Annotated in this window: 22 protein-coding genes and 1 tRNA gene; 21 read left to right on the forward strand and 2 right to left on the reverse strand. The window is 70.5% G+C overall.

Features of this window, described 5'->3' with window-relative positions; translation table 11 throughout:
• The 12 genes from U7230_RS04275 to U7230_RS04330 all read left to right on the forward strand — a co-directional run bounded on the left by U7230_RS04275 (position 1) and on the right by U7230_RS04330 (position 12,937).
• Positions 1-1,314 (forward strand): glutamate-5-semialdehyde dehydrogenase, encoded by a 1,314-nt coding sequence (locus U7230_RS04275; RefSeq protein WP_324717501.1) that lies wholly within the window; start codon positions 1-3, stop codon positions 1,312-1,314.
• 17 nt (positions 1,315-1,331) lie between these two features.
• Positions 1,332-1,985 (forward strand): nicotinate-nucleotide adenylyltransferase, encoded by a 654-nt coding sequence (gene nadD / locus U7230_RS04280; protein ID WP_404980634.1) that lies wholly within the window; start codon positions 1,332-1,334, stop codon positions 1,983-1,985.
• A 105-nt stretch (positions 1,986-2,090) separates the two neighbouring features.
• The gene (locus U7230_RS04285; RefSeq protein WP_324717503.1) at positions 2,091-2,348 is read left to right on the forward strand and encodes an RNA recognition motif domain-containing protein; all 258 of its coding nucleotides are present in this window, start codon (positions 2,091-2,093) and stop codon (positions 2,346-2,348) included.
• A 143-nt stretch (positions 2,349-2,491) separates the two neighbouring features.
• Positions 2,492-3,073: a bis(5'-nucleosyl)-tetraphosphatase (symmetrical) YqeK gene (yqeK, locus tag U7230_RS04290; RefSeq protein WP_324717504.1), complete on the forward strand. Its 582-nt coding sequence runs from the start codon at positions 2,492-2,494 to the stop codon at positions 3,071-3,073.
• On the forward strand, positions 3,066-4,427 hold the full coding sequence (locus U7230_RS04295; RefSeq protein ID WP_324717505.1) for an LCP family protein: 1,362 nt from the start codon (positions 3,066-3,068) through the stop codon (positions 4,425-4,427). The genes yqeK and U7230_RS04295 overlap by 8 nt, the downstream gene beginning before the upstream one ends.
• A complete protein-coding gene (gene rsfS / locus U7230_RS04300; protein ID WP_324717506.1) occupies positions 4,375-4,728 on the forward strand; it encodes a ribosome silencing factor in 354 nt (117 codons plus the stop codon). The genes U7230_RS04295 and rsfS overlap by 53 nt, the downstream gene beginning before the upstream one ends.
• Before the next feature lie 135 nt (positions 4,729-4,863).
• A tRNA-Ala gene (locus U7230_RS04305) sits at positions 4,864-4,939 on the forward strand.
• A gap of 361 nt (positions 4,940-5,300) precedes the next feature.
• The gene (leuS, locus tag U7230_RS04310; RefSeq protein ID WP_324717507.1) at positions 5,301-7,829 is read left to right on the forward strand and encodes a leucine--tRNA ligase; all 2,529 of its coding nucleotides are present in this window, start codon (positions 5,301-5,303) and stop codon (positions 7,827-7,829) included.
• Positions 7,830-7,895: 66 nt separating this feature from the next.
• Complete coding sequence (locus tag U7230_RS04315) at positions 7,896-8,756, forward strand: SDH family Clp fold serine proteinase (RefSeq protein WP_324717508.1); 861 nt, start codon at positions 7,896-7,898, stop codon at positions 8,754-8,756.
• Positions 8,757-8,843: 87 nt separating this feature from the next.
• Positions 8,844-9,446, forward strand: a complete 603-nt coding sequence (locus U7230_RS04320; RefSeq protein ID WP_324718181.1) for a ComEA family DNA-binding protein — start codon at positions 8,844-8,846, stop codon at positions 9,444-9,446.
• A 9-nt stretch (positions 9,447-9,455) separates the two neighbouring features.
• Positions 9,456-11,858 (forward strand): ComEC/Rec2 family competence protein, encoded by a 2,403-nt coding sequence (locus U7230_RS04325; RefSeq protein WP_324717509.1) that lies wholly within the window; start codon positions 9,456-9,458, stop codon positions 11,856-11,858.
• Positions 11,840-12,937, forward strand: coding sequence for a DNA polymerase III subunit delta (locus tag U7230_RS04330; RefSeq protein ID WP_324717510.1), 1,098 nt, complete (start codon positions 11,840-11,842; stop codon positions 12,935-12,937). Before U7230_RS04325 ends, U7230_RS04330 begins: the two co-directional genes overlap by 19 nt.
• Here U7230_RS04330 and rpsT read toward each other — a convergent pair.
• A complete protein-coding gene (gene rpsT / locus U7230_RS04335; RefSeq protein WP_324717511.1) occupies positions 12,913-13,257 on the reverse strand; it encodes a 30S ribosomal protein S20 in 345 nt (114 codons plus the stop codon). The genes U7230_RS04330 and rpsT overlap by 25 nt on opposite strands.
• A 311-nt stretch (positions 13,258-13,568) precedes the next feature.
• On the opposite strand from rpsT, the gene gpr reads away from it, so the two are divergent.
• The 3 genes from gpr (at position 13,569) to spoIIP (ending at position 16,277) form a co-directional block, all read left to right on the forward strand.
• Positions 13,569-14,618 (forward strand): GPR endopeptidase, encoded by a 1,050-nt coding sequence (gene gpr / locus U7230_RS04340; protein ID WP_324717512.1) that lies wholly within the window; start codon positions 13,569-13,571, stop codon positions 14,616-14,618.
• Between the two features lie 244 nt (positions 14,619-14,862).
• Entirely contained in the window at positions 14,863-15,099 is a 237-nt protein-coding gene (locus U7230_RS04345; RefSeq protein WP_324717513.1) for a hypothetical protein, read from the forward strand.
• 47 nt (positions 15,100-15,146) lie between these two features.
• Positions 15,147-16,277 carry a stage II sporulation protein P gene (spoIIP, locus tag U7230_RS04350; RefSeq protein ID WP_324717514.1) on the forward strand — a complete coding sequence of 377 codons (1,131 nt, stop codon included), beginning with the start codon at positions 15,147-15,149 and terminating at the stop codon, positions 16,275-16,277.
• A gap of 12 nt (positions 16,278-16,289) precedes the next feature.
• On the opposite strand, the gene murJ is transcribed toward spoIIP, so the two are convergent.
• Positions 16,290-18,122, reverse strand: a complete 1,833-nt coding sequence (gene murJ / locus U7230_RS04355) for a murein biosynthesis integral membrane protein MurJ (RefSeq protein ID WP_324717515.1) — start codon at positions 18,120-18,122, stop codon at positions 16,290-16,292.
• Here murJ and lepA point away from each other — a divergent pair.
• The 6 genes from lepA (at position 18,088) to dnaJ (ending at position 26,923) form a co-directional block, all read left to right on the forward strand.
• Positions 18,088-19,884 carry a translation elongation factor 4 gene (gene lepA, locus U7230_RS04360; protein ID WP_324717516.1) on the forward strand — a complete coding sequence of 599 codons (1,797 nt, stop codon included), beginning with the start codon at positions 18,088-18,090 and terminating at the stop codon, positions 19,882-19,884. The two genes, murJ and lepA, sit on opposite strands and share 35 nt — an antisense overlap.
• Positions 19,877-21,280, forward strand: coding sequence for a radical SAM family heme chaperone HemW (gene hemW / locus U7230_RS04365; RefSeq protein WP_324717517.1), 1,404 nt, complete (start codon positions 19,877-19,879; stop codon positions 21,278-21,280). The genes lepA and hemW overlap by 8 nt, the downstream gene beginning before the upstream one ends.
• A gap of 568 nt (positions 21,281-21,848) precedes the next feature.
• Positions 21,849-22,880 carry a heat-inducible transcriptional repressor HrcA gene (gene hrcA / locus U7230_RS04370; protein ID WP_324717518.1) on the forward strand — a complete coding sequence of 344 codons (1,032 nt, stop codon included), beginning with the start codon at positions 21,849-21,851 and terminating at the stop codon, positions 22,878-22,880.
• Positions 22,881-22,936: 56 nt separating this feature from the next.
• Entirely contained in the window at positions 22,937-23,803 is an 867-nt protein-coding gene (locus U7230_RS04375) for a nucleotide exchange factor GrpE (RefSeq protein ID WP_324717519.1), read from the forward strand.
• Entirely contained in the window at positions 23,781-25,664 is a 1,884-nt protein-coding gene (gene dnaK, locus U7230_RS04380) for a molecular chaperone DnaK (protein ID WP_324717520.1), read from the forward strand. Before U7230_RS04375 ends, dnaK begins: the two co-directional genes overlap by 23 nt.
• 56 nt (positions 25,665-25,720) lie before the next feature.
• A complete protein-coding gene (gene dnaJ / locus U7230_RS04385) occupies positions 25,721-26,923 on the forward strand; it encodes a molecular chaperone DnaJ (protein WP_324717521.1) in 1,203 nt (400 codons plus the stop codon).
• Positions 26,924-26,932: the final 9 nt, after the last annotated feature.

Raw genomic sequence — 26,932 nt, forward strand, 5'->3', positions numbered from 1 at the left:
ATGAGCCTCCCGTCTCCTGCCCTTGACCGGCGGACGTCTGGGGAGGAGAGCGAGCCGTCGCCCGAAGAGACCGTGCGCCGGCTCGCTTCCGGCGCCCGGCAGGCGGCCCGGCTTCTTGCCCGGATGGAGTCGAAGGCCCGGGATCGGGCTTTGCTTGCAATGGCGGCCGCCCTGCGCCGGCACGCCGCGGCCATCTTGCAGGCCAACCGCGACGACGTGGAGCGAGCCAGGGCGGCCGGCTTGCGCGCGGCGCTCGTCGACCGGCTGTTGCTCGACGAGGTCCGGCTGGAGCGGGTGGCGAGGGGCATCGAGCAGGTGGCGGCGCTCGAAGACCCTCTGGCACGGGCCGTCCGCTCGTGGCGGCGGCCCAACGGGTTGGAGATCACGGAGATCCGGGTGCCCCTGGGGGTGATCGGGGTCATCTACGAGTCGCGGCCCGACGTCACCGCCGACGCGGCGGCCCTTTGCATCAAGTCGGCCAACGCGGTCGTCCTGCGGGGCGGTTCGGAGGCGCTCGAGACCTCCCTGGCCATCGGCCGCGTGCTGGCGGAGGCGGCTCAGGGCGAAGGAGTGCCGGAAGGGGCCATCGCCGTGGTGCCGACAGCGGATCGCCGGGCCGCGGTGGCCTTGATGCATGCCCGGGGATGGATCGATCTGCTGATCCCGCGGGGAGGGCCCGAGTTGATCCGCACGGTGGTGGAGCAGGCATCCGTGCCTGTCATCGAGACGGGCGCGGGCAACTGCCATATCTACCTGGACGCCTCGGCCCCCTACGAGATGGCGGAACGGATCGTCCTCAACGCCAAGATCCAGCGCCCCACGGTCTGCAACGCCGTGGAGACGCTGCTGGTCCACCGCGACGTGGCGGCCCGGGGCGACCTCGCCCGGCTGGGTGCCCGTCTGCGGGAGCTGGGCGTCGAGATCCGGGGGTGCCCGGCCACCCGTGAGGTCATTCCCGAGGCGGTGCCGGCCACTGAGACCGACTGGGCCACGGAGTACCTGGACCTGATCCTGGCGGTGCGGGTCGTGGAGAGCCTGGACGAGGCGCTCGAGCACATCGCCCGGTATTCCACGGGGCACTCGGAGGCCATCGTGACGCAGGATCTGGCGGCAGCGCGCCGGTTCGTGCGGGAGGTCGACAGCGCGGCGGTGTACGTCAACGCCTCGACCCGGTTCACGGACGGCAGCGAGTTTGGATTCGGCGCGGAGATCGGCATCAGCACGCAAAAGCTCCACGCCCGGGGCCCCATGGGGCTGGAGGCGCTCACGACGACGCGGTTCGTAGTCTTCGGGGACGGGCAGGTACGCGAGTGAGTATCCGCATCGGGCTGATGGGAGGCACCTTCGACCCTATCCATTACGGGCACCTGGTGACCGCCGAGGGGGCGCGGGTGGAGTTCGGGCTGGAGCGGGTCTGGTTCGTGCCGTCCGGATGGCCGCCGCACAAGAGCGCCATGGACGTGACCCCCGCCGAACACCGGTACCTGATGACAGTGCTGGCGACACTCAGCAACCCTTACTTCGAGGTTTCCCGTCTGGACATCGACCGGCCGGGGCCGAGCTACACGGTGGACACCGTGGAGCAGGCGCGACACGGCCTGCCGCCCGATGCCGAACTGTACTTCATCACGGGAGCCGACGCCATCCTGGAGATCCTGACCTGGAAGCAACCGGAACGGCTCCTGGAGCGGTGTCACCTCATCGCAGCCACGCGACCGGGCTACGACCTCGAGCGGCTGGAGTCGACACTGGGCGAGCTCTTCCGTCGTTTCCGGCACCGCATCGCCGTCGTGCAGGTGCCCGGGCTTTCCATTTCCTCGTCCGACATCCGGCAGCGGGTGCGCAGGGGCCAGCCCATCCGCTACCTGGTACCGGAGCCGGTGGTCGACTACATCTACAAGCACCGGCTGTACCAAGCGCCGACGGGGAGGGAGGTTGTGGCGGGAGGTCATCGCATGGCCCAAATACCCGGGGGAACAGAATAGAAAGCGCAGTGGCTCCTAGAAGCGTCCGGGACACATCGAGGCCGCCATGGCCCGGGCGAAGCTTCCCACTCGAGCGGCCGCAAGGGACCCGAGGTGATCAGTTTCATGGCCAAGACATTGTATGTCGGCAACCTGCCCTGGCAGACTACCGAAGAGGAGCTCCGAGGTACGTTTGCCCAGTACACCCAGGTGATTTCCGCCCGCATCATCACGGACCGGGTCACCGGGCGTTCCAGGGGGTTCGGGTTCGTGGAGGTGCCCGACGAGGACGTAGAAAAGGTGGTGCAGGCCCTCAACGGCACCCAGCTGGGCGGCCGGGAGATCGTCGTCAACGAGGCTCGACCGAGGGCCGAGCGCGAGTAGCCCGAGCTGACCTGCACTAGCCTCCTCCGGCGCCCGCTGCGGCGCGGCACGGAGGGCCGTGGCGGGCGGTCCGTCGCCGTGGTATGGTTAGGCGGACCGCCCTTTCGTTGGAGCGAGGAGTGTGGCGAGAAAAGGGTATGCAGGTGGGGTGGAGCACCGCCGAGCGCAGCGTGCGCGCCATGATGGCGGCGAAGCGCTGGCGGCATGTGGCAGGGGTCGTCGAGACGGCCCGAGAGCTTGCCGCGCTCAACGGGGTTGACGTAGAGGCGGCGGCCCTGGCGGGATTGCTGCACGATGCGGCGAGGGACTGGGATCGCGAGCGCCTGCGGCAGGCGGCGCTCGAGTGGGACGGGGCGCTGGACCCCATCGAATGGGAAGCGGCCGAGCTTCTCCATGGGCCGGCGGCTGCCAGCTGGGCCCGCAGGGAGCTGGGCGTCGAGGATCGGGAGGTCCTGGCGGCCGTACGCTTCCATACGACCGGACGGCCAGAGCCTTCTCCGATCGAAATGGTCTTGGTGGTCGCGGACTATAGCGAGCCGTCCCGGGAGTTTTCGGAAGCGGTGCACATTCGCGAGGTGGCCCGCCACGATCTGTTGAAGGCGTACCGGTTGAGCCTGGATGCCCGGCTCCGTTATCTGCTCGATACCGGCAAGGTGATGCACCCGAGGACGGTCGCGGCCCGCAATTGGGCTCTTCTGGCAAGGGCGGGAGACCGCCATGATTGACCGTCCCGATCTCTACCTGAGCCACGATCTTCGCACCAGGCAGGCCCGGCCGGGGCGCCGGCGCCGACGGCTGTGGTGGCTCCTGGGCGCGGGGTTCTTGAGCCTCGTCGTCTCCGTGCTGGTCACCTTCTTCCGGGGGCCGGGCTGGCTGGCCGGTATGGTGGAAAGCCCGTTGCGCTCGGGGCTGGCCTCGGACGGTTACCTGTCGGCCGTCGTGGTCGGCACCGACGACCGGGCTCACGATCCGGGCAGGACCGACACCATCATGGTGGTCAGCTTCAGCCTGCGGGACGGGAAACTCGGCATCGTCTCCATCCCCAGGGACACCCGGGTGCGGCTGCCCGGCGGCTCTTACAACAAGGTCAACATGGTGTTCACGGCCTACGGGCCGCGCACCCTCATGCGGACGCTGTCCGACCTCCTGGGCGTGCCCGTCGACGGATACGTGCGGGTGGACTTCCAGACCTTCGAGCACGTGATCGACACGCTGGGCGGGGTGGAGGTCGACGTGCCCCGCCGCATGCACTACGTGGACCGGGCGCAGGGGCTCGTCATCGACCTGCAGCCCGGGCGCCAGCGCCTCAACGGCAAGCAGGCGCTGGAGTTCGTGCGCTACCGGGCCGATGGGCTCGGCGACATCTCGTACGATCCGGGCACCGGGCAGTACTACGGGCGGATCGAGCGGCAACAGCAGTTCATCCGGGCGCTTGCCAGCACGGTGCTCCAGCCCCGTACCCTGGCGCGCTTGCCGCGGCTGGTGCGCCAGGCGTACGGCATGGTCGAGACCGATCTTTCCATGGATCTGGCTCTTGCCGCATCCTCGTGGCTGATGCGTCACCGCCGGCTGCAAATCGAAACGTCGGTGCTGCCGGGGATGCCGGGTACCGTCGCCGGCGCCAGCTACTGGCTGCCTGACCGCGACCGTGCCCGGCAGGTGGCGAGCGAGGTGCTCCAGCCGCCGGGCGCAGAGCTCGGGCCCGTCGCCGTGCTCAACGCCAACGGCGTGGGGGGTTCGGCGGCGAGGGTCGCCCAGCTGCTCGAGGCGCGGGGGATCCGCGTGGCGCGCGTCGAAAACGCGAAGCGCTTCGGGTTGGATACCACCCGGGTGGTGGTGCTGGACCCCGCGGCCGGAGACCTCGCGGATCGCATCGCCACGCTGTTGAGCTCCCGGGGTCCGGAACAGGAAGGCCCGCTGGTGCGGCCGTGGCTCGGCAGCCGCCCCGCAGAGCCGGTGGTGGTCTTGGTGGGGCGGGATCTGGCCGAGAGGCCGGTCGTCGACCGTCCGGGCCTGCCGGCAGGAGGTGAACGCGCTGGGAGCCGAGACACTCGCACGGCTGGCCGCCCTCGCGGCTGACGAACGCAAGGCCAAGGATACCATCATCCTCGACCTGCGCGAGCTCAGTCCGGTGGCCGATTTCTTCGTGTTGACCAGCGGCGAGTCGACCCCCCAGGTACGGGCCATCGCCGACTACGTGGAGCGCAAGCTCGACGAGGCAGGGGCCCCCGTTCCCCGGAGAGAAGGCGCGAACGGCGCGCGCTGGATTCTCCTGGACTACGGTGCGGTGGTCGTTCACGTCTTTCACCACGCCGACCGGGAATTCTACCGGCTCGAAGCGCTGTGGGACAAGGCGCCGCAGATCAGCGTGGGGCCGTAGCGACGCCGATGGCGGGAGGCGAGTCGCGAGGAGGCGCGCGCAAGGCGGCGCTCCCACAGGCGCGTCCGAGGTCGTCTCGTTGCGTTCGCTTGACCGGTCGGGGACGCGCCGTTATAATCAAGGGCGACCCGCCGTGGGGCCGTAGCTCAGCTGGGAGAGCGCGTGAATGGCATTCACGAGGTCGGCGGTTCGATCCCGCTCGGCTCCACCACTTCCTCGAGGTGGGTCTTTTCTTACAAGTGGATAGGCGGCAATGACGGGGAGCAGTAGCGACCGGTAGCCGGGTCCGGCAAGAGAGAGCCGCCGGTGGTGCGAGGCGGTGCCGCCCGGGTCGCCAACTCGCCCCGGAGCTTCCCGGGCGATCGGCCCCCTGGGCCGGGTAGTCCGGGACGGGCGGCCCGTCCTGCGAGGGGACGGCGGGCTCCGTTACAGCCACAGGAGAGGATCCGGGAAGGGCGACACATTCCCGGGTCAAATAGAGTGGTACCGCGGAAGGTGGGCGCCTTTCGCCTCTAGGGGGCGAAAGGCGCCTTTTCGTTTCCGCCAGGTTGTTTCGGGGAGGGCTTCGACCGATGGCGACGACGCAGATCCGGCGCGAAGTGGCCGGAAGCGGGGCTCAGGAGTACGACCCGAGGTCCATCGAGCCTTACTGGCAGAAGCGCTGGGAAAGCCGGCGCCAGTACGAGGCGACCGGGGCAGGGGATCGACCCAAGTACTACGCCCTGGGCATGTTTCCTTACCCCTCGGGCCGGCTCCACATGGGGCACCTGCGTAATTACACCCTGGTGGACGTGGTGGCCCGCTTCACCCGGATGAGGGGGTACCACGTCCTCAACCCTATGGGTTGGGACGCCTTCGGCCTGCCCGCAGAGAACGCCGCCATCAAGCATGGGCAGCACCCGGCCGACTGGACGTACGCCAACATCGCGGTGATGCGCGACCAGCTCAAGCGCCTCGGGATCAGCTACGACTGGAGCCGAGAGCTGGCCACGTCCGACCCCGAGTACTACCGGTGGACCCAGTGGCTGTTCTTGCTGATGTACCGCAAGGGGCTCGCCTACCGGGCGGATGCCCGGGTCAACTGGTGCCCGCGCTGCCAGACGGTCCTGGCCAACGAGCAGGTGGTCGATGGGGAGTGCTGGCGCTGCGGCACCAAGGTGGAGCAGCGGCGCCTGCGCCAGTGGTTTTTCCGGATCACGGCGTACGCCGATCGGCTGCTCGACGACCTCGACGCCCTGAAGGATTGGCCCGAGCGGGTCAAGGTGATGCAGCGCAACTGGATCGGCCGCAGCGAGGGGGCCGAGGTCCACTTCCGGGTGCAGGAGACGGGCGACGACCTCCCGGTCTTCACGACCCGGCCGGATACGCTGTTCGGTGTCACGTACCTGGTGCTGTCGGCGCAGCACCCGTTGGCGGGTCGGCTCGTGGCCGGCACGGCCTATGAGGACGAAGTGCGCCACATGGCCGAAGGTATGGCCCTGCGGGAGCAGGAGCTGGCCGAGACGGAGAAGGTAGGCGTACCCACGCCGGCCCACGCCGTCCATCCGCTCACCGGCGAGCCGGTGCCCATCTGGATCGGCAACTACGTGGTCATGGAGTACGGCACCGGTGCCGTCATGGGCGTACCGGCCCATGACGAGCGCGACTTCGAGTTCGCCCGCAAGTACGGGCTGCCCATACGGGTGGTGATCCAGGGGCCCGGCGTGCCGTTGGACGGTTCGCAGCTCCAGGCGGCCTACGTGGAGCCCGGTGTGATGGTTCACTCGGGGCCCTTCGACGGGCTGCCGAGCGAGGAGGGCAAGCGGGCCATCGTCCGGGAGCTGGAGCGCAGGGGTGCGGGCAGAGCCACCGTCCAGTACCGGCTGCGCGACTGGCTCATCAGCCGCCAGCGCTACTGGGGGGTGCCCATCCCCATCGTTTACTGCGACAGGTGCGGGGAGCAGCCGGTGCCCGAGTCCGAGTTGCCGGTGATGTTGCCCCGGGAGGTGGACTTCGCCCCGGAGGGCCGGGCGCCCCTGGCCACGTCGGAGGCGTTCGTCGAGGCCACCTGCCCGCGCTGCGGCGGGCGGGCGCGCCGGGAGACGGATACCATGGACACGTTCGTGGACTCGTCCTGGTATTTCCTGCGCTTCTGCTCGCCGAGGGAGCAGCAGGCGCCCTTCGACCGGGAGGCAGTCCGCTACTGGATGCCCGTTGACCAGTACATCGGCGGGATCGAGCACGCGGTGCTGCACCTGTTGTACTCCCGATTCTTCACCAAGGTGCTTTACGACGAGGGGTGGGTGCCGACTCCGGAGCCCTTTGCCCGGTTGTTCACCCAGGGCATGGTGACGTTGGGCGGGGCCGCCATGAGCAAGTCTCGGGGCAATGTGGTGGACCCGGACGAGGTCGTGGGGCGTTACGGCGCCGACACGGCGCGCCTTTTCATCCTGTTCGCGGCGCCGCCGGAGCGGGACCTGGAGTGGAGCACCTCGGGCGTCGAGGGTGCGCTGCGGTTCTTGCAGCGTTTCTGGAGGCTGGTGCAGGAGTACGCGGCGCCGGACGGGTTGCTGTCGGGAAGCGGGGAGAGCGAAGACGGCAGGCCGCTGGGGCCCGACGAACGGGCGCTGCGGCGAGCGGTGCACCAGGCCGTGCGCAAGGTGACGGAGGACTGTTCGGAGCGCTTCGCGTTCAACACGGCCATCGCCGCCCTGATGGAGGCCGTCAACGCGTTCTACCGGTACAAGGAGCGCCCGCAGGCCACGCCGCACCCGAAGGTGGTCCGGGAGTCTCTGGAGCTGTTGACGCTGTGCATGGCGCCGTTCGTCCCTCACCTGGCCGAGGAGTCGTGGGCGCGGCTCGGCCACGGCGAGAGCGTGCACGAGCAGCCGTGGCCGGCGTACGACCCCAAGGCCCTGGAGGTGGACCGGATCACGGTCGCCGTTCAGGTCAACGGCAAGGTCCGCGACCGCATCGAGGTGGCTGCCGATGCCGACGAGCAAGCGCTACGGGAGGCGGCACTGGCCTCCGAGCGGGTGCGCAAGGAGACGGCCGGGCGCGCCATCCGGCAGGTGATCGTCGTGCCCGGCAAGCTGGTGAGCGTCGTGACCGAGCGGGGCTGAGACCCGGCGGCCCCCGCATGACAGGAGCAGGCCCCCGGCAGACTAAGCCCGGGGGCCTGCTCTTCGATGAACTTCGTGCTCCAGTGGTTCTGGATCGCTATCCTCGTCCTCTCCTTGTGGCCGCTGCTGCGCCAGCAGCAGGTGGAAAGGATGCGGCTGCGGCTCATGCGCCGTATCCAGGCCGCCCGGGGGAGCCGCCTCATCACCCTCATCCACCGCCAGGAAGCGTGGGGGCTCTTGGGGCTGATCGGGCGGAGGTTCATCACGATCGAGGACTCGGAGAAAGTGCTGCGGGCCATTCGCACCACCCCGCCGGACGTGCCGATCGACCTCATCCTGCATACCCCCGGCGGGCTGGTACTGGCGGCCGAACAGATCGCCCAGGCGCTGCGCCGCCACCCGGCGAGGGTGAGCGTCTACGTGCCCCACTACGCCATGTCCGGGGGAACGCTGGTGGCCCTGGCGGCCGACGAGATCTGGATGGACGAGAACGCCGTGCTGGGGCCGGTCGACCCTCAACTGGGGCAGTGGCCGGCGGCCTCGATCGTGCGGGCCGTAGAACAAAAGGACCGCAACCGCGTCGACGACGAGACGCTGATCATGGCGGATCTGGCCCGCAAGGCGCTGCAGCAGGTGCGCGACTTCGTCCAGGAGCTCTTGCGGGATCATCTCGATGAGGCCCGGGCCGCCGAGGTGGCCGACCGGCTGACCCAGGGCCACTGGACGCACGACTACCCGCTGGAGTGCCGGAGACTCCAGGAGTGGGGCCTGCCGGTGCGGTGCGGGTTGCCGCCCGAGATGTACGCCCTCATGGACCTCTACCCGCAGGCTCCCGAGCGCCGGCCCTCGGTGCAGTACGTACCGCTGCCCGCACCTGCAGGGAGGCTTCGGCTACGGGGCGCACCCGGGGCGGACGACGACCGGTGAGGCGACAAGGGAAAGAGAGGAGCCATGGCCAATGAGTTAGTCAGGGTAACGATAGTAGAGCTAAAAGGAGGGCGAGTCGTGCAGCGCATGACGCCTCGCAGGTGGCTGCGCCTGGGATTGCGCGTGAAGCGGGCCGGCCGGGTGGCCGCCGGGCGGCACCTGGCCCTGGTCGCAGCGGCCGCCGCGCTCTTTGCCACGGGATACCGGCTGGGTACCGACCTGGGCCCGCCCGTCGTGTTACGGCCCGTGAGCGTGGCCGCCTCGCAGGCCGGGCAGGAGGAGTCCCGGGCGGGCGAGCCGTCCCGGGAGGGGGCAGTGCTGGCAGCCGAACGGGAGCCCGGGGAGAGCGCCCCGGCCGCTACCTGCCATCTTCCTCCGGGCCACCCCCCGGTGCCGGGGGCTGTCGAGGCGGCTCGAGGCGCGCCTGTTACGCCCACAGGGGCGCGGCAGGCACCCGGCAGGGGACCCGGGTCCCCAGCGTCGAGGGGCGGGACGGTCGACATCAACACGGCATCCCCGGAGGAGCTGGACGAGCTGCCCGGCATCGGACCTGCACTGGCGGAGCGGATCGTCCGTTTCCGAACAGAGCACGGGCCCTTTCGCTCCGTGGACGATCTCGTGGAGGTCCCCGGGATCGGGCCCAAGACGCTCGAACGCCTGGCCGGCCGGATCGTGGCCGGAAAGCCGTGAGGCGCGGCCATGGCCGGGCTGCTCTCCAAGGCGGGCGCCGTGGCCTGGGCTTTCGCTCTGGGAAGCGCCGTGGCGGCCACCGCCGACCCGGGGCAGGCCGAGGTGGTCGCATGGGCCTGCGCGGCGTACGGAGCGGCGCTGGCCGGATCGGCGGCAGCCCGGGCGTGGGGCCGTGTGAGGGCCTCCATGGACGTGGGCGGGACGAAGAGGCCCTGGAGACAGGCGAGGGTGTGGCCGCCGGCTCCGTCCGCGATCCCGGGCCGGCTGGTCCGGGAGAAGAGCGGCCGGAGCCGGGGGGCGTGGCCCGGCGGAACGCACCCCGCCCGCTGGAAGGCTGTCGGCAGTGCGCTGGTCGCGGGGCTGCTGGTGGGCACGTGGCAGATGGACAGGTGGCAGCAGGCGGTGGCGCCTTTCGAGCCCGGGCAGGTGGCGTGGGTGCAGGGGACCGTGGTCGCGGTAGAAACGGCATGGTACACGCCGGTCCTGATCCTGGGCGCCGGCCGCTGGTGCGACGAAGGCGTCCCAGAGGGGCCCGGCTCGTGTCGATGGCGTCCCCTGCCCGCAGCGGTGCGGGTGCGCTTGCCGGCCGGCGACAGCCTGGCCAGGGCGATCGCGAGGGGCGATGCGATCGGAGCCCGGGGACTGGTGAGCGTGCCGGACGAGGCCCCCTTTCCGGGGGCGTTCTCCCCCAGGCAATACTGGCGTGCCCGGGGGGTGGCGCTGGAGTTGCGGGTCAAGGACCGCCGGCGGTGGTACGCCCGGCCACGGGAGCGCCACCTTCCCGCCGCCACTCGGATCGCAGTCTGGGCCGGGGAGCGATCCGATGCGCTGCAGCGCCGGTTGACGGAGCGCTTCGGTGCGTCGCCGGCTGCAGCATGGATGCGGGCGATCGCCCTCGGGCAACGAGAAGCCCTCACCGGGCAACAGCGGGAGTCCCTGCAGGCTTCGGGCCTGGCCCACTTGCTCTCCGTGTCGGGGGTACACGTGAGCCTGCTGGCCGGCCCGGTCTTGCTCTTCTTCCGGCGGGCGGCGGGGGCGAGACGCCTCCCGGTCAGGGCCGGGGTGGCCGCGGTGGCGATCGCGAGTGGGTGGGCGTACGCCCTGCTGACAGGGCTGGAAGCGCCGGCTGTGCGGTCGACCTTGATGCAGAGCCTGGCCGGCGCCGCCTGGGTGATCGGGGGCAGGCTCCGGCTGCTCGATAGCCTGGGTTATGCGGCGGGCCTGCAGCTGCTGATGGGCGGGCCGTGGCAAGCCGCCGACCAGGGTTTTCTCATGTCGTACGCCGCGACGGCGGGCATCGGCCTGTGGGCCCAGGCCGGCCTCGACGCTCCGGTGCGGCGTCTTGACGGCCGTCTTCGCGCACCTCTGCGAGCCTTTCAGGAGATGGGGGTGCGCCTCTCGAGATCCGCGGCCGTCTCGGTGGCGGCCTGGGCCTCGGTAGCTCCCCTGGTGGCCCTCTTCATCGGCCGGGTCTCCGCCGTGGGTGCGTGGACCAGCATCCCGGCAGCGCCCCTGAGCGGAGCCCTCATCTGGGCCACCCTCGCCGGCCTGGTGGTGCCGGCCCCGCTCGTCGGCCCGGTCGAACGGGTAGCGTCCGTGGCTGCGTCGGGACTCGAGTGGCTAGCCTGGCAGGGCCAGGCGCTGGAGGGGGCGTGGGCTTCCCACCCGGGCCCGTGGGCCTGGGCGGTGGCCGCCGCAGCTGTCTGGGGAGCGCTCGTGGGGCGCCTGCAACGAGAGCGGGGCAGGTCGCCCACGCCGGTACCGGCGTGGGCCGCCGGTGCAGCGTGCTTGGCCGCGCTGGCATGGCCCTGGGGATGGTCTCAGGGCGGGGCGGTGGTGGCTGCCGGGCGAGCGGGGACGCACGGCTGGTTCATGGCGGCCCGCGGAGGGGATGGTTCCGTATGGACGGCGGTGCGGGTGTCGCGGCCGGAGGATCTCGACGCCGCACTGAAGAAGCTCCGGCCGGTCGTCGGGCGCTTCGGCCGGGGCAGGGCGGACGTCCTGGTGAGCGTGGCCCGCGAGGGCGAAGAAGAGCCCCCGGAACAGCCTTTCCCGTCCGCTCAGGCGCCCGCCGCGCAGGCCGCCTCGGTCCGGGTGCGGCTGAAGGGGGCCGCCTTGTACGTGGCAGGGGTGCCCGAGAGCCCGGAATCGGCCCCGGTGGGCGGCATCGCCGTGCGAGGTTCGCGGCTCGACGTCGCCGGGGATGGGCAGGCACCTGCGCCATCCCGTGGCGCCGCCCGAAATGCCCTGCGCCTGGCGCTCGCGGGCGCAGCGCCGCTTTACCTGGACCTGGAGCGCGGCTGCGTGCGTTGGGAGGGCGGAACGGCCGACCGGGCCGCAGGCGAAGCGTGCGCGCTTGACGGGCCTTTCCAGGCCGTGGGGAGCGAGTCGGGATGGGAGCTCGAGCGATGAATACGAGCGGGGATGACACGAAAGCGGCCCTTGCCCCCTCGGACGTGCCCGGGCCCGGGGGGTATCTGCTCCGGGCAGCCGACCCTTCCCTCGTCGAGCGCTGGCTCGACGGGCTGGAGGGCGAAGGGACGGAGCGGGTGGTCTGGTTCGCGGACGAAGTCACCCTGTCCGGCATGCTGGCCCAGCTGTGGACTCCGCCCCTTTCGGGGGCCCCCCGGGTTTTCCTGGTCCGCCACGCCGAGAAGATGCGCAAGGACGACCTCGAAGCCCTGGTGCGGGCGACGACGGGCCGGTTTTCCTTCGGGGAGGACAGGCTCGTCCTCTGGGATCAATCGGAGGAGGGGCGGGCGGCCGAGGCCCTTCGGCAGGCCGGCGCCTTCGACGCCGGCACCTGGAGACTCATCGATTGGGACAGTGGCGCACCGGGCCGCCGGCGCGAGCAAGAGCTGGATGCCCGGCTTGCCCGGTTGCGACTGCCGGAGCCGGCTCTGCGCCTGGTCAGGCGCATGGCGATGCGCTTTCCGGAGCGGGCCGCGCAGGAGCTGGCGAAACTCGAGGTGCTGGAGGGGGAGGCGCTGGACGAGGCCCGGGTCCGGGCGGTCCTCTCGGCGGACCTGGTCGAGGCCGTGCTGGAGGACGAGGGGCCGGCACCCTCGGGCCTCGGCGGGCAGGCCGACCGCCGGCGATTCCAGGTGGCCGAGGCCGCCCTCGATGGCGACACGGCCCAGGCCTGGCGGCTGGTACGCGCGATCGAGCGGGAGGGGGTGCCTGCGTCGTGGATCTGGCGGGAGATCGGGCGACAGGCCATGGAACTCTGGGAGATGGCCGAGGCCCTGGCCCGGCAGGCTCCGGACGGGTCAGGCATCCCCGAACCGGTTCCCGAGGCCTTCGCCCGCCGGCCGCCTTTTGCCGTGCGGAAGGCGGCCGCGCGCGCCAGGCGCCTCGGGATCGAAGGACTCACCACCGTTCTGGGCTGGGTGGCCCAGACCGACTACGACTCCAAACAAGGCGTGGATCCGGAGGACGCCTTGCGCCGCCTGCTCTTGCGGATGGCTCAGGCGGTCTGGCCGGCCCCTTGACCCTCGGCGGGCGCCGGTGACGCAGGCGCCGGCTGAGCAGCCGCACCCTGGGCCCGGGCGGCCTCCAGCCGGCGGAGCATGGCGACGAGGCGGGACTTGCGCCGGGCGGCCTGGTTGGGATGGATGACTCCCTTGCGGGCCGCTTTGTCGATGGCCTTCTGTGCGAGCGGGTAGAGCTTCCAACCCTCTTCGACCTGCTGGACGGCCGCGCGCTGGCACTTGCGAATGGCGGTCCGCATGGCCGACTTGATGGCCAGGTTGTGCTGGCGCCGGCGGATGGACTGGCGCAAGCGCTTGGCGGCAGAACGGGTATTGGGCAACCCTTGCAACCTCCTCGTGGTCCGAAAGGCTCCTCGGCCGGCACGGACGGCGTGATTTTACCACACGCCACCGGCCCCTGCAACGCCGGGCGGCCTCGGGGGCATGCTACGACCGGCGGGGTAACCGGGCTCTCCCGGGACCCTTGCGTCCGAGGAGGTGCGCTTCACCTGACATGTCACCATCGCCTCTGCCTCCCACGTCCGGCCCTGACGAACAGGAATGGCGCTTGCCCGCTGCCCGTCCTTCCATGCCCTCCTTTTCCGCCGGGCTGCCGCCTGTCGGCTCCCGCTGGTGGGCAGGGCGCAGGCTCGTGGACGACGTGACGCGCCGGCGCGGCCACACCCGGATCGACGCCCGAAGGCCCGGCTCTCCGCGCACCGACCTGGCGGTCGAGGCTCACCAAGCGGTGGTGAGCCGGAGCAGGAGTACCGTGCCCGAGGTGGAGACCGAGAGGGAGCCGGGCCGGTACGCCTCGGTCCACCGGGTGCGCATCACGGGCCCTCGTGGCGCAGCCGCCCTGGGCAAGGCCCCCGGCACGTACACCACCGTGGAGTCGCCCCAGCTGCGCCAGCGTTCGCAGGAGGCCAAAGAAGAAGTCGCCGGCCTGGTGGCCAAAGAGCTCGCCGGGCTGCTCCGACGGCAAGGAGTCGGGCCTGACGCCCCCGTGCTCGTCGCCGGACTGGGCAACTGGAACGCCACGCCGGACAGCCTCGGCCCCCGGGTGGTGGGGCAAATCCTGGTCACCCGCCACCTGCACGAGATGCTGCCGCCCGAGAAGAAGGGCTCCCTCCGGCCGGTCAGCGCGATCTCGCCGGGGGTATTGGGCCTGACCGGGATCGAGACCACGGAACTCGTAGCCGGCGTGGTGCAACGCACCCGGCCCGCGGCCGTGATCTGCATCGACGCCCTGGCCGCCGCATCCCCCGACCGGCTGTGCTCGACGGTCCAGATCTCCGACGCCGGCATCCAACCGGGCGCAGGGGTGGGCAACGTGCGACGGGGCCTCAACCGGGAGACCCTCGGGATCCCGGTCGTGGCCGTCGGCGTGCCCACGGTCATCCACGCCTCGCGCCTGAGCGGCGTCGGGGACGGCTGGGCAGGCGCCCCGGCGGTGCCGCCGGGGGCCTTCCCGCCCCTCCTTCACGGGGGGGACGCCCGGAGCCAGGCCGCCCCGATGGTCTCGGGCACGCCGTTCACCGGGGATGGCGCGCAGGCAGACGACGACTTCCTTGCCACCCTCATCGTGACGCCCAAGGAGATCGACGTTTTCGTCGAGGACGCCTCCGAGGTCGTGGCCGGCGCGCTCAACGACGCCCTGCACCCCGGGCTCGACCTCGAAGAGGTGCTCCGCTCCATCTGAGCGGGCGCTCGCCTCTCGGGCACCCCTGACCCGGCACAGGAATCCTCGCGTCTTCGCCGAACGGATGACATGAGGCGGTTGCGAGTCAGGGCCGCAGGGGAGACGTCCGAAGACGCGGGTGCGAGGCGAGCTTTCGCAGCGTTCCTCACGTCCGGCCGGAGGCCGGCTCCGGGGTCGCGATACGGCGTTACGCGTCACCCCGGCCTCTGCGGCGGCCGACCCGGCGGACGAGGGCCAGGCGGTCGTGCGGATCACGTTCGACGAGACCGTGACGGCAGCCGCCGCAGCAGCGCGGGGGCTGGCCTCGCTGCTCGGCACGCATCCGAGCTACCGCGTGCTGACGAGCCTCGGGGCAGGGCCGGTCGTGATGGTCGTTCACTTCACCTACCACTCCGCGGTGGAATTGAGCCGCCTGTACGACCAGCTCCTGTGGTTCGTCGAGCTCTCCCAGCGGGCCCACCGCTCCGGCGTCGCGGAATAGGACCGTCCCTCCCGGCATAGCCATGGGTACCCGGGAGGGGACCGTCTTTGCTGTTTTCGCGTCGCGGAGCGTTTTTCGTCGTTTCCGCCCGGACAGGCTTGCGGGTGCTCGCCGTTGCGGCTTCCGCCGCGCTGGGGTTCGCCCTCGGGCCCACCATCATGCCTCCGCCGGGATGGCTCGTGCCTCCGGGCGTTCCCGGGATGCCGGCGGGCTCCGGCGCACCGGCATCCCGCAACGGGCAGACCCCTGCCCCGCCCGTAGAGCGCATGGCGCTGCTGCAGCGCTTCGGCGCCTGGGTGGTCGCCCGGGCCACCGAGGTGGCCTGGCCGGCCGCTCCCACGGCCGCCCGTGCCGGAGAGCCGGGGCCATCGCCGTCACGTCCCTCGCCTGCGCCTGTCCCCTCCGACCGCGGGCCAGAGGACGGCTCGCCGGTCCGGCCCGCCCTGGCGCCTCCCCCGTCGCCGCAGCGGCCCCATGCCCCGGAAAAGCCGCCGGATCCGCCTGCGCGCCCTCGCCCTTCCGGCCCTGCCCGTGCGGCGGTGTGGGTGGCCGTCTATCACACCCATACCTCGGAGATGTACCGCACCCCTGACTTTCACCCGTCCGACCCGCTGGAGTACCACCGGTTCGGCACGACCGACACGGGGGTCGTCCGCGTCGGGAAAGCGCTGGTCGACGCCCTCAACGCACTGGGCATCCCGGCGGTGCACATCACGACCATCCACGACTATCCCAGCCACGACCTCGCCTACGTGCGATCCATGGAGACGGCCAGGGCGCTGGTGGAGCGTTACCCGTCGCTCCGGCTCCTCATCGACCTGCACCGGGACGCTCCGCAGGAGGGCGGCGATCTCGAGACCTCCGTCGACGGCGAGTCGGTCGCCCAGCTCGCGCTGGTGGTGGGCACGGGCCGCGACGGGGCCGAAGAGAAAAGTAACCTGGCTGTCGCCCGGGCCCTTGCCGCCGAACTCGACTCCCGCTTTCCGGGGCTGCTGCGCCGGCTCATCCTCCGGCCCGGACGCTACTACAACCAGCAGGTGCATCCCGGAGCCCTGCTCATCGAGGTCGGCTCGTACCGCAGCCAGGAGGAGGCCGCGCGGCGATCGGCCCTGCTGCTGGCACAGGGCATCGCCGCGCTGCTCCTCAAGAGCCCCTTTCCCCGCAGCGCCTGGAGCTGAGGCCCTCGCCTGCTACGGCCGGGCGCCGCCCGTGCCCGGCAGCCGGCGCACCGCCTGGCGCAGCCACCCCAGGCCCGTGCGAAGCCGGGCCGCGGCCGTCGCCGCGGCCCGCCCCGCGGCCTGGCCCATCTGGCGAGCCTCCCGCAGTCCCACGAGCCAGCTGGCCGCCGCGTAGACCGCCGCCCCGGCCCCCACGCCGGCTCCCACGACCAGGGCCCGCCCCTGGAAGGTCTCCATGCCGTAGCGCCCGGTGGCCCACGCTGCCGCTGACCAGGCCGCCCAGGCCATGGGGATGCTGGCGGCGGCTGCCCGGGCGAGGAAGTCCCCGAGGGATGCCCAGACCATGCCCGCCGTCTTGCGACCGAGCAGCAGCAGGTAGACGGCCCAGTTGGCCACGCTCGTCAAGGTGAAGGCCAGGGCCAGCCCGGCGTGGCCCATCCGGGTGGCATGCAGGAAGACCAGGCTGAGCGCCGTGTTGACCCCCAGCGCCCCGGCGGAGATGGCGACGGGAGTACGGGTATCCTGCAGCGAGTAAAAGGCCCGGGTCAGGATCTGAATGGCGCTTTGCGACACGAGCCCGCCGGCGTAGAAGACCAGGGCGAGCGCCGTCGCCCGGCTGTCCTCCGCCGTGAACTGCCCCGCCTGGAAGAGCAGCCGTATGACCGGCTCGGCCAGGATCACGAGCCCCACGGCCGACGGGATGGTGAAGTAGAGAATGCCCCGCATGGCAGCGCTCACCGTACGGCCGAACTGCCCTATCTCCCCCAGCGCCACGTGGGTGGCCATGGTCGGGAAGGCCACCGTGGAGAGCCCCATGGCGAAGATGCCGAGCGGGAACTGCATCACCCGGTTGGCGAGGGTCAACGCCGTGATCGAGCCGGCCGGCAGCGTCGAGGCCAGGTTGGTGCTGATGATCAGGGACAGCTGCGTGATGGACAGCCCGAAGAGCGCCGGCAGCATCAGCCGGTACAGCTGGCGTACGCCGGGGTCGGCGAAATCGAAGACCGGCCGCCACCGCCGGTAGCGCAGCGTCACCAGGGTCCACTGCAGCCCCGCGTTGGCGATCGCGCCTGCCACGGTGCCGACCGCCATGCCGCGGATCCCGATGCGAGGGCCGAGGACGTAAGCGCCCAGGATGATTCCCACGTTGTAAAGGATGGGTCCGAGGAGCGGCACGGTAAAATGGCGGTAGCTGTTGAGCACGCCCATCCCGAGCCCGGCCAGCGCCGTGAAGAAGACCGCCGGGAACATCCACCGCATGAGCTCCACCAGCAGCACCCGCTCGTGGCCCGTGAAGCCGTACGCCACCAGCGGCGCCAGCGACGGCGCCCAGATCATGCCGCCTGCGGTCACCAGGAGGAGAAGGGCCACGGTGCCGTTGAGGAACGTGCTGGCGACCCTCCAGCCCTTCTCTTCCTCCCCCCGGGCGAGATAGCCCGTGAAGACCGGGATGAACGCCGCGGTGATGGCGCCGCCCACCAGCAGGAAGTACATGAGGTCCGGGATGTTGAACGCGGCCTTGAACGCGTCCGTCTCGACGGTGCGCCCGAATACCTCGGCGACCGCCCGCTCGCGCACGAACCCGAGCAGGCGGCTGGTCAGGATGAGCCCCATGGTGAGCGCCGCGTCCCGCAGGAGACGGCCCCTCGGGGCGGCGGGCGCGGGGTGACCGGTAGGATCCAGAGGTGACTCCCTGCCTTTCGATGCCCCTGCGGCTTCTGCGGCGACGTGGGGCCTTCCTGCCCCGTGGAGCCCATCTGCTATAATCACTCGTTGTCGGGTACCTCGTGCCGGAGGAGCATCATCGGGCGTGGATCCATCGCGCATCCGCAACTTCTGTATCATTGCCCACGTCGACCACGGCAAGTCTACCCTGGCCGACCGGCTGCTGGAGCGCACGGGCACCCTCAGCTCGCGGGAGATGGTGGACCAGGTCCTGGATCAAATGGACCTGGAGCGGGAGCGCGGGATCACCATCAAGCTCACCGCGGTGACGATGGAGTACACCCCCGCCGGGGAAGCGCCGTATCTCCTCAACCTCATCGACACGCCCGGCCACGTCGACTTCTCTTACGAGGTCTCTCGCAGCCTCGCCGCGTGCGAGGGCGCTCTCCTGGTGGTGGACGCGAGCCAGGGCGTCGAGGCGCAAACCATGGCCAACTTCCTCATGGCGCTGGAGCACGACCTCGAAATCATTCCGGTCATCAACAAGATCGACCTGCCCAACGCCGACCCCGACCGGGTCGCCCGCGAGATCCAGGAGGTCCTGGGGCTCGAGGCGGGCCAGGCGATCCGCATCTCGGCCAAGACGGGCTTACACGTGGACCAGGTGTTGGATGCCATCGTGAAGCGCATCCCTGCCCCGAGGGGAGACGTCGACAGGCCGCTCAGGGCGCTCATCTTCGACTCCCACTTCGACTCCTACCGCGGGGTCGTGGCCTACGTGCGGGTCATGGACGGATCGGTCTCGGTCGGCGACCGGATCCGGCTCATGAGCACCGGCGCGGAGCACGACGTGGAAAACCTGTTCGTCTTCCGGCCGCAGCTCGTCCCCGTCTCAGAGCTCGCCGCCGGCCAGGTGGGAGCGCTCACGGCCGGTATCAAGAACATCCGGGACGCCCGGGTCGGCGACACCATCACGCGGGTCGACCGGCCGGCCACCGAAGCGCTTCCCGGCTATCGCCCGCCCTTGCCCATGGTCTTCTCGGGGCTGTATCCGGTGGACAGCGAGGAGTTCCCGAAGCTCCGGGAAGCCCTGGAAAAGCTCCAGCTCAACGACGCCTCCCTCCAGTTCGAGCCCGAGACGTCGGCGGCCCTGGGGCCCGGTTTCCGGTGCGGGTTCCTGGGCCTTCTGCACATGGAGATCGTGCAAGAGCGCCTGGAGCGGGAGTTTCACCTCAATCTGGTGACCACGGCGCCGAGCGTGGCCTACCGGGTAAGGCTGCGCTCGGGGGAGGTCGTGACCGTCGACAACCCGGCGGACATGCCGGATCCGGGGCGGATCGAAGCGATCGAGGAGCCGTACGTGCGAGCCACGATCCTGACGCCGGCCGACTACGTGGGCCCGGTCATGGACCTGTGCCGGGACCGGAGGGGGCAGTTTCTCAACCTGGAGTACCCGGTGCCCAGCCGGTCGGTCCTCACGTACGACCTGCCGCTCGCCGAGATCCTGATGGACTTCTACGATCGGCTCAAGTCGCTCACCCGGGGGTACGCCTCCCTCGACTACCGGTACGTGGGCCACCGGGAGGGCGACCTGGTGAAGCTGGACATCCTGCTCAACGGGCGCCCGGTGGATGCGCTGTCGTGCATCCTGCACCGCGAGCGGGCGTACCAGCGGGGGCGCCAGCTGGTAGAGAAGCTGCGGGAGCTCATCCCTCGCCAGCTCTTCGACGTGCCCATCCAGGCCGCCATCGGTAGCCGCGTGATAGCCCGGGAGACGCTGCGGGCCCTTCGCAAGGACGTGCTGGCCAAGTGCTACGGGGGCGACGTGACCCGCAAGCGCAAGCTCCTCGAGAAGCAAAAAGAGGGCAAGAAACGGATGAAGCAGCTGGGGATGGTGGACGTGCCGCAGGAGGCGTTCATGGCGGTGCTGCGCATTGAGTGAGCCGCAGCGCCCGCACCCCCTCGTGCGTTCGCTGGTCGAGAGCCTGTCGTCCCGGCGCCGGTGGCCGCGCGGGCTGTACGTGCACGTTCCTTACTGCGTGGCGAAGTGCCCCTATTGCGACTTCAACTCGTACGCCTTCTCGGATCCGGGGCAGCTCGACGAGATGGTCGAGGCCATCCTGCAGGAGGCCGAGCAGTGGGCGGCTCTTCTGGAGGGCGGCCGCGGGGGCTTTCGCACCCTGTTCGTCGGCGGCGGCACGCCCACGGTGCTGCGGCCGGCACAGCTACGCAGGCTCGTCGTCGGCTTGCGCGAGCGCCTGCCCCTTTCCGATCTCGAGGAGGCGACCATCGAAGCCAACCCCGGCACTTTGACCCTGGAGAAGCTCGAAGCGCTGCGGGAGGCGGGCATCGACCGGGTGAGCGTGGGGGTCCAGAGCCTGCAGCCGGACGAGCTGCGGCGGCTCGGGCGGATCCACACGGCCGAGCAGGCCGTGCGCAGCGTGGCCATGATCCGGCGGGCCGGCTTCGCCCGGTTCAACCTGGACGTGATGGTGGCCATCCCGGGCCAGACGGCCGAGTCCTTGCGCCACACCCTCGACCGCTTGGTGGGGGAGCTCGGGGCGCGCCACGTGTCGGCCTACGTGCTCACGCTCGAGGAGTCGACCCCGTTCTTCGAAGCATGGCGGCGGGGAGAACTACCCATGGCCGACGAGGAGACCCAGGCGCGCATGGTCGAGCTGGTGGTCTCGAGGCTGGCCGGCGCGGGCCTCGAACGCTACGAGGTGTCCAACTTCGCGCGGCCCGGCGAGGAGTCGAAGCACAACCTCGGCTACTGGCGCCACCAGACCTACCTGGGCCTGGGGCCAGGGGCGCACTCCTTTTGGGCCGGCTTCCGCTTCGCCTCCGTGCGCGCTCCGGCCGCCTACGTGGGGGCCGTGCGCCCGGGCGGCGCGACGGCCGGGTCGGCCGTCGGCTTCATCGAACGGCTGTGCCTGCGCCAGTGGATGGACGAGCGGATCTTGCTGGGCTTGCGCATCGCCGAGGGCGTCGACCGGGAGCGGTTCGCCCGGGAGCTGGGGTACCCGCTGGAAGAAGCCTACGACCCCCGGGTGTGGGATCGGCTGGAGGCCGGCGGGCTCATCCGGCGAGACGGGCGCACCGTGCGCCTGACCGATCGGGGGTTCCTGGTGGCCGACGCCGTGGCGGTCGCCATCACGGCGTCGGCCCGTCCGCTGCCCGGTGAGGCAGAGCCGCTCCTACAGGGAGAAGCCCAGGGCGAGCCCGATGAAGACGTCGGAGCTGATCCTGCCGCCGGTGCTGACCAGCCCGAATCCCAGTTCACCGGTGCCCCGCACGCGGCGGTCGAAGCGGATCTCGTAGCCGCCGCTCACCCATAGCCCCGGCTCGAACTCCTCGAGGCGCGCCGGATCCGAGCGGGCCTGCGCGCCGATGTACGCCCCGTAAAACGGCCGGTGCACCGGGGCCGAGACGGTGTACTGGCGCACCCCTGCGTACAGCCCTACGGGATCGAGGGCGATCCCCACGAGCCAGGAGCTGGCGCCGGAGTGCTCCCTCTCCAGGTCGACCCCGAATCCCATGGCCGAGAAATGGGCGCTGGCCACCGTCCGCGGCTCGGCGAGGGCGGTCCCTGCTCCCGGCCCGGCCAGGGCCAGGACGATTCCCACCACGGCCACGGCCGAGGCCAGGGCCCACGGAGCGAGCGGCTTGCCGTGCGCTTCTCTCATGACCTTTGCATCCCCCCAGAGCTCGACTCGCCATCAAAGGGATCTCGCAAGCCGGGGTATGGATATGCCGGAGGGAAGCAAGAACCTCCTTTGGAAGTCGCTGGATGGCCGCGCGGCATCGGCGGGCCGCTTTGCTTGACACCACGCCCTTGGCTTGCTAATCTCAATGCAGGTTAGCACTCTCCCGAGTAGAGTGCTAACAGGTGGTTTTGGGGCGACGATGGAGGATAGGAAGCAGCGGATCCTGCGGGCGATCACCGACGACTATATCCAGACGGCGGAGCCGGTCGGCTCCCGTACGGTCGCGCGCAAGTACCTGCCCGGCGTGAGTCCTGCGACCATTCGCAACGAGATGGCCGACCTCGAGGAGCAGGGTTACCTGGAGCAGCCGCATGCATCGGCCGGCCGCATCCCGTCCGACCTGGGGTACCGCTACTATGTCGAGGTGCTGATACCCCGGGAGGAGTTGCCTGCCGAGCCGCCGCAGGCGTGGCACGAGGAGCTGCTCGGGGCCAGGGATCCCGAAACGCTCATCACCCGAGCCGGGCGCGCTTTGAGCCGACGGGTGCGCTACTCCACGCTCGTCTTGCGGCCCTCGCTGCGCCGGCTGGTGCTCCGGCACGTGCGCTACACCCCCGTGGACCCGGAGCACGTGCTGCTGGTGGTCGTCGCCGACCCCGGCTTCGTGTACAACCGGCTGCTACGGTGGGCCGACGCCGAGGAGCGATCCGAGGTCCTGGAGCGGATGTCGACGACCCTGTCGCGGTTGCTCCACGGGGTCTCGGCGGAGGCGTTCACCCGCACGCTCCTCGAACAGGTGAGCGACGAGGTGCCGGACCCTCGCTGGCGTGACCTGGTGGTGGAGCCCCTGCTGGACCTGTTCACCGAAAACCGGGGGGCGGAGCAGGTCTACGTCGAGGGCGTGCCCTTCTTCCTGGAGCAGCCCGAGTTCAAGGACGTGGAGGTCGCCCGGCAGGTGCTGGACCGGCTCCAGGATCCTGACACGTTGATGGCGCTGTTGATGGACGGCGACGTGGCCGGGCTGGAGGTGACCATCGGCCACGAGCAGCCGGTGCCCGAATTGCAGCGGTGCAGCGTCGTCATGGCCCCGTACGGGAGGGGCGACCGGCCGATGGGCGTCATAGGGCTCATCGGGCCGACCCGCATGGACTACCGGCGGGCGCTCGCGGCGGTGGAGAGCGTGAGCCGCGTGCTGACGGAGGCGATGACCTTACTGCCCGATCAAACCTGACACACCGGTAGACCCAGGCGAAGCGACGCCCGCAGGAGCGGGCGAGGACCGGTCCTATGTCGTGCGGCCTGCCTTGCGTGCAGGCCGTCTTCGTGAAGGGGGTGTGGGTGCTGCAGCCCGATGCATCCCACGATCCGAAGCGTAAACCCAACGAGGCGGCCGATGCCCGAGTAGGCCCCGACCAGCAGCCGCCCGCTGGGCGACAGGAGCCCGACGGCAAGCACGAGCCCGCAGGGCAGGGTGGCGCGCCCGGCGATCGGGAGGCCGGGGGCTCACCACCAACAGGAGAGGAACGGGAACAGCCACAGGCGCAGAGAGAAGGTGCAGCGCCGTCGGCCGACGGGGCGCTCACCTCCCCCAATCCATCCAAACAGCTCGAAGAGGCGGCCAGCCGTATCGCCAGCCTGGAGGACCAGCTCCTGAGGCTGCGGGCCGATTTCGACAACTATCGCCGCCGCAGCCGCAGCGACGTGGAGCGGGCCGTGGACGACGCGGTCGAGCGCATGGCCCGCCCGCTCCTGACCGTCCTCGACGATCTGGAGCGCGCGATGACGGCCATCCCGGCCGATGCCCGGTGGTCGCAGGTGGGCGTCGGGATTAGAATGGTGCATCAGGAACTCATGGCCGCGCTGGACACGGTAGGGATTCGGGCGGTAGCCGCCCTGGGCGAACCTTTCGACCCGGCGGTGCACCAGGCCATCGGGACGGTGGAGGTGACCGACCCGGCCCAGGACGGCCGGGTGGTGGAAGAGCTGGTGCGAGGCTTCGTCCTGACCCGGACGGGCCGGGTCCTGCGGCCCGCGATGGTACGAGTGGGCGCGCTGCGCCCGAAAGAGGATGCCGCGGACGACGAGACGCAGCCGGCAGCGGAAAGCGACGCTGGGACGGAAGGGATCGAGCATGGCGAGCAACAAGGTGAGTGAGAAGGTCATCGGGATCGACCTGGGCACGACCAACTCCGTGGTCGCCGTCATGGAAGGCGGCGAGGTCACGGTCATCCCCAACGCGGAGGGTAGCCGCCTCACCCCGTCGGCGGTGGCCTGGACCAAGGACGGGCAGCGCCTGGTCGGGCAAGCGGCGAAGCGCCAGGCGATCCTCAACCCGGATCGGACCGTCGTCTCCATCAAGCGGAAGATGGGCACGGACTACAAGGTCCGGATCGACGACAAAGCGTACACGCCGCAAGAGATCTCCGCCATGATCCTGCAGAAGCTCAAGCAGGAGGCCGAAAACTACCTGGGTGAAACGGTGAAGAAGGCCGTCATCACCTGTCCTGCTTACTTCACCGACGCCCAGCGCCAGGCCACCAAGGACGCGGGTACCATCGCCGGCCTGGAGGTCCTGCGGATCATCAACGAGCCCACCGCCGCTGCCCTGGCCTACGGCATCGACAAGGAGAAGCAGGACATGACGGTCCTGGTCTTCGACCTGGGCGGCGGCACCTTCGACGTCTCCATCCTGGAGCTCGGCGGCGGCGTCTTCGAGGTGAAGGCGACCAGCGGCAACAACCACCTGGGCGGGGACGACTTCGACGAGCGGATCATGCGCTGGCTCGTCAAGGAGCTGAAGGAGGAGAGCGGCGTCGACGTCTCGGGCGACCGCATGGCGATGCAGCGGCTCAAGGATGCCGCCGAGAAGGCCAAGATCGAGCTGTCGGGTCTGCTCGAGACCACCATCAGCCTGCCGTTCATCGCCACCGGCCCCAACGGGCCCGTCCATCTCGAGCGGACGCTGTCGCGGGCGCTGTTCAACCAGTTGACGGCCGACCTGGTGGAGGCCACCGTCGGGCCGGTACGCCGGGCCCTGGAAGATGCCAAGCTCTCTCCCTCCCAGATCGACCGGATCCTGCTCGTCGGCGGATCCACCCGAATCCCCGCCGTGCAGGACAAGATCCGGGAGATCTTCGGCAAGGAGCCGACCAAGGGCGTCAACCCCGACGAGGTGGTGGCCGTGGGTGCCGCCATCCAGGGCGCCGTGCTCGCCGGGGAGGTGCGCGACATCGTCCTGCTGGACGTGACTCCCCTCTCCCTGGGCGTCGAGACCCTGGGCGGCGTCATGACGGTGCTCATCCCGCGCAATACGACGATCCCGACCAGCAAGAAGCAAGTCTTCACCACCGCGGCCGACAACCAGACGGTGGTGGACATCCACGTGCTCCAGGGCGAGCGACCCATGGCGGCGGACAACGTGACCCTCGGCCGGTTCCAGCTCACCGGGATCCCGCCGGCGCCGCGCGGGGTACCCCAGATCGAGGTGTCGTTCGACATCGACGTCAACGGCATCGTCAACGTGTCGGCCAAGGATCTCGGGACCGGGCGCTCCCAGGCCATCACCGTCCGCTCTTCGCGCCTCGCCGAGCAGGACATCCAGCGCATGGTGCAGGAGGCGGAGAAGCACGCCGAGGAGGACCGCCGCCGCAAGGAGCTCGTAGAGGCCCGCAACCAGGCGGACAATCTCCTGTACGCCACCGACAAGATGCTCAAGGACCTCGGCGCCAAGGTGACCGACGCCCACAAGCAGGGCATCGACCGGGCCAAGGAGGAGCTGCGCAAGGCGATGGACGGCTCCGACGTGCAGCTCATCAAGGATCGGACCGAGGCGCTGAGCAAGGCCCTCCACGAGGTCACGACCGCAGTGTACGCGGCCAGCTCCGCGCAGCCCGGTCCCAACGGCGCGGGGGCGACGGCCGGCGCCGGCCCGGATGGCCATGCGAGCGGGGAGAAAGTGGTGGACGCTGACTACCGGGTCGAAAACCCGGGGTCGACGACGGGGAAGGGCTCGTGAGCCGGCGGCGGGGCGTGGGCCTGCGCGCCGGCACGAGAGCGGGGTGACGGCGCCCGGTGGCTGGTAAGCCGGATTACTACGAGGTGCTGGGAGTCAGCCGCAACGCCAGCCCGGAGGAGATCAAGAAGGCGTTCCGGGATCTGGCGCGCCGTTACCACCCCGACGTCAACAAGGACGACCCCCAGGCGGCGGAGCGCTTCAAGCAGATCAACGAAGCGTACCAGGTGTTGAGCGACCCCGAGAAACGCGCCCAGTACGACCGGTTCGGACAGGTCTTCGACGGGCAGGCTCCGGGCGGGCCGGGGCCAGGCGGGCCGGGGGGAGCAGGCTGGCCGGGTGGGTTCGGAGACTTCGGCGACCTGGGCGACCTCTTCGACGTCTTCTTCGGCGGCGGAGGACGCCGGCACCGCCCGGACGCGGCGGTGGCGGGCGACGACCTGCGCTACGACGTCGAGCTGACGTTCGAGCAGGCTGCCTTCGGGACGGAGATCGGGGTCGAGGTCCCCCGCCTCGAGGTCTGCCCGCGCTGCAACGGCAGCCGAGCCGAGCCGGGCCATCCCCCGCAGCGCTGCTCCATGTGCGGCGGGAGTGGCCAGTTCCAGCAGGTGAGCGAGACGCTGTTCGGGCGCTTCGTGCAGGTGCGGACCTGCCCCCGCTGCGGAGGGCGGGGTGTCGAGATCCCGGTCCGGTGCCGGGAGTGCGGGGGAGAGGGCCGCGTCCGTACATCCCGTCGCATCGCCGTCACGGTGCCGCCCGGAGTGGAAGACGGAGTGCGGCTGCGGGTCCCCGGCGGAGGCGACGTCGGGCTCAACGGCGGGCCACCGGGCGACCTCTACGTTTTCGTCAAGGTGCGGCCGCATCCCATCTTCCGGCGAGACGGCGACGACGTGATCTGCGAGGTGCCCATCAGCATGCTGGACGCCGCCCTTGGCGGCGAAGTGCGGGTGCCGACTCTGGACGGGGAGCAGGTGATCACCGTCCGGGAAGGGACTCAGACCGGCGACACGTTCCGGATTCCCGGGAAGGGCATCCGCCGCCGTCACGGAGGACGGGGCGACCAGATCGTGCGCTTCCGGGTCGTGACCCCGACGCGCCTGACGCGCCGGCAAAAAGAGCTGTTGCGGGAGGCGCTGGCGCCCCAGGACGGCGCCTCGATGGGCGAGGGCGGCCAGGAACAGCCCTCGCGAGGCGCCCGGGCGGCCTCCGCCGGTCGCCACGAAGCAGGGCCGGGGCTGTTCGGGCACTGGCACAAGCGGTGAGGCGCCGCG

It is taken from the genome of Limnochorda sp. L945t, assembly GCF_035593305.1.
In the GTDB taxonomy this organism is placed as follows: Bacteria; Bacillota; Limnochordia; order Limnochordales; family Geochordaceae; genus Carboxydichorda; species Carboxydichorda subterranea.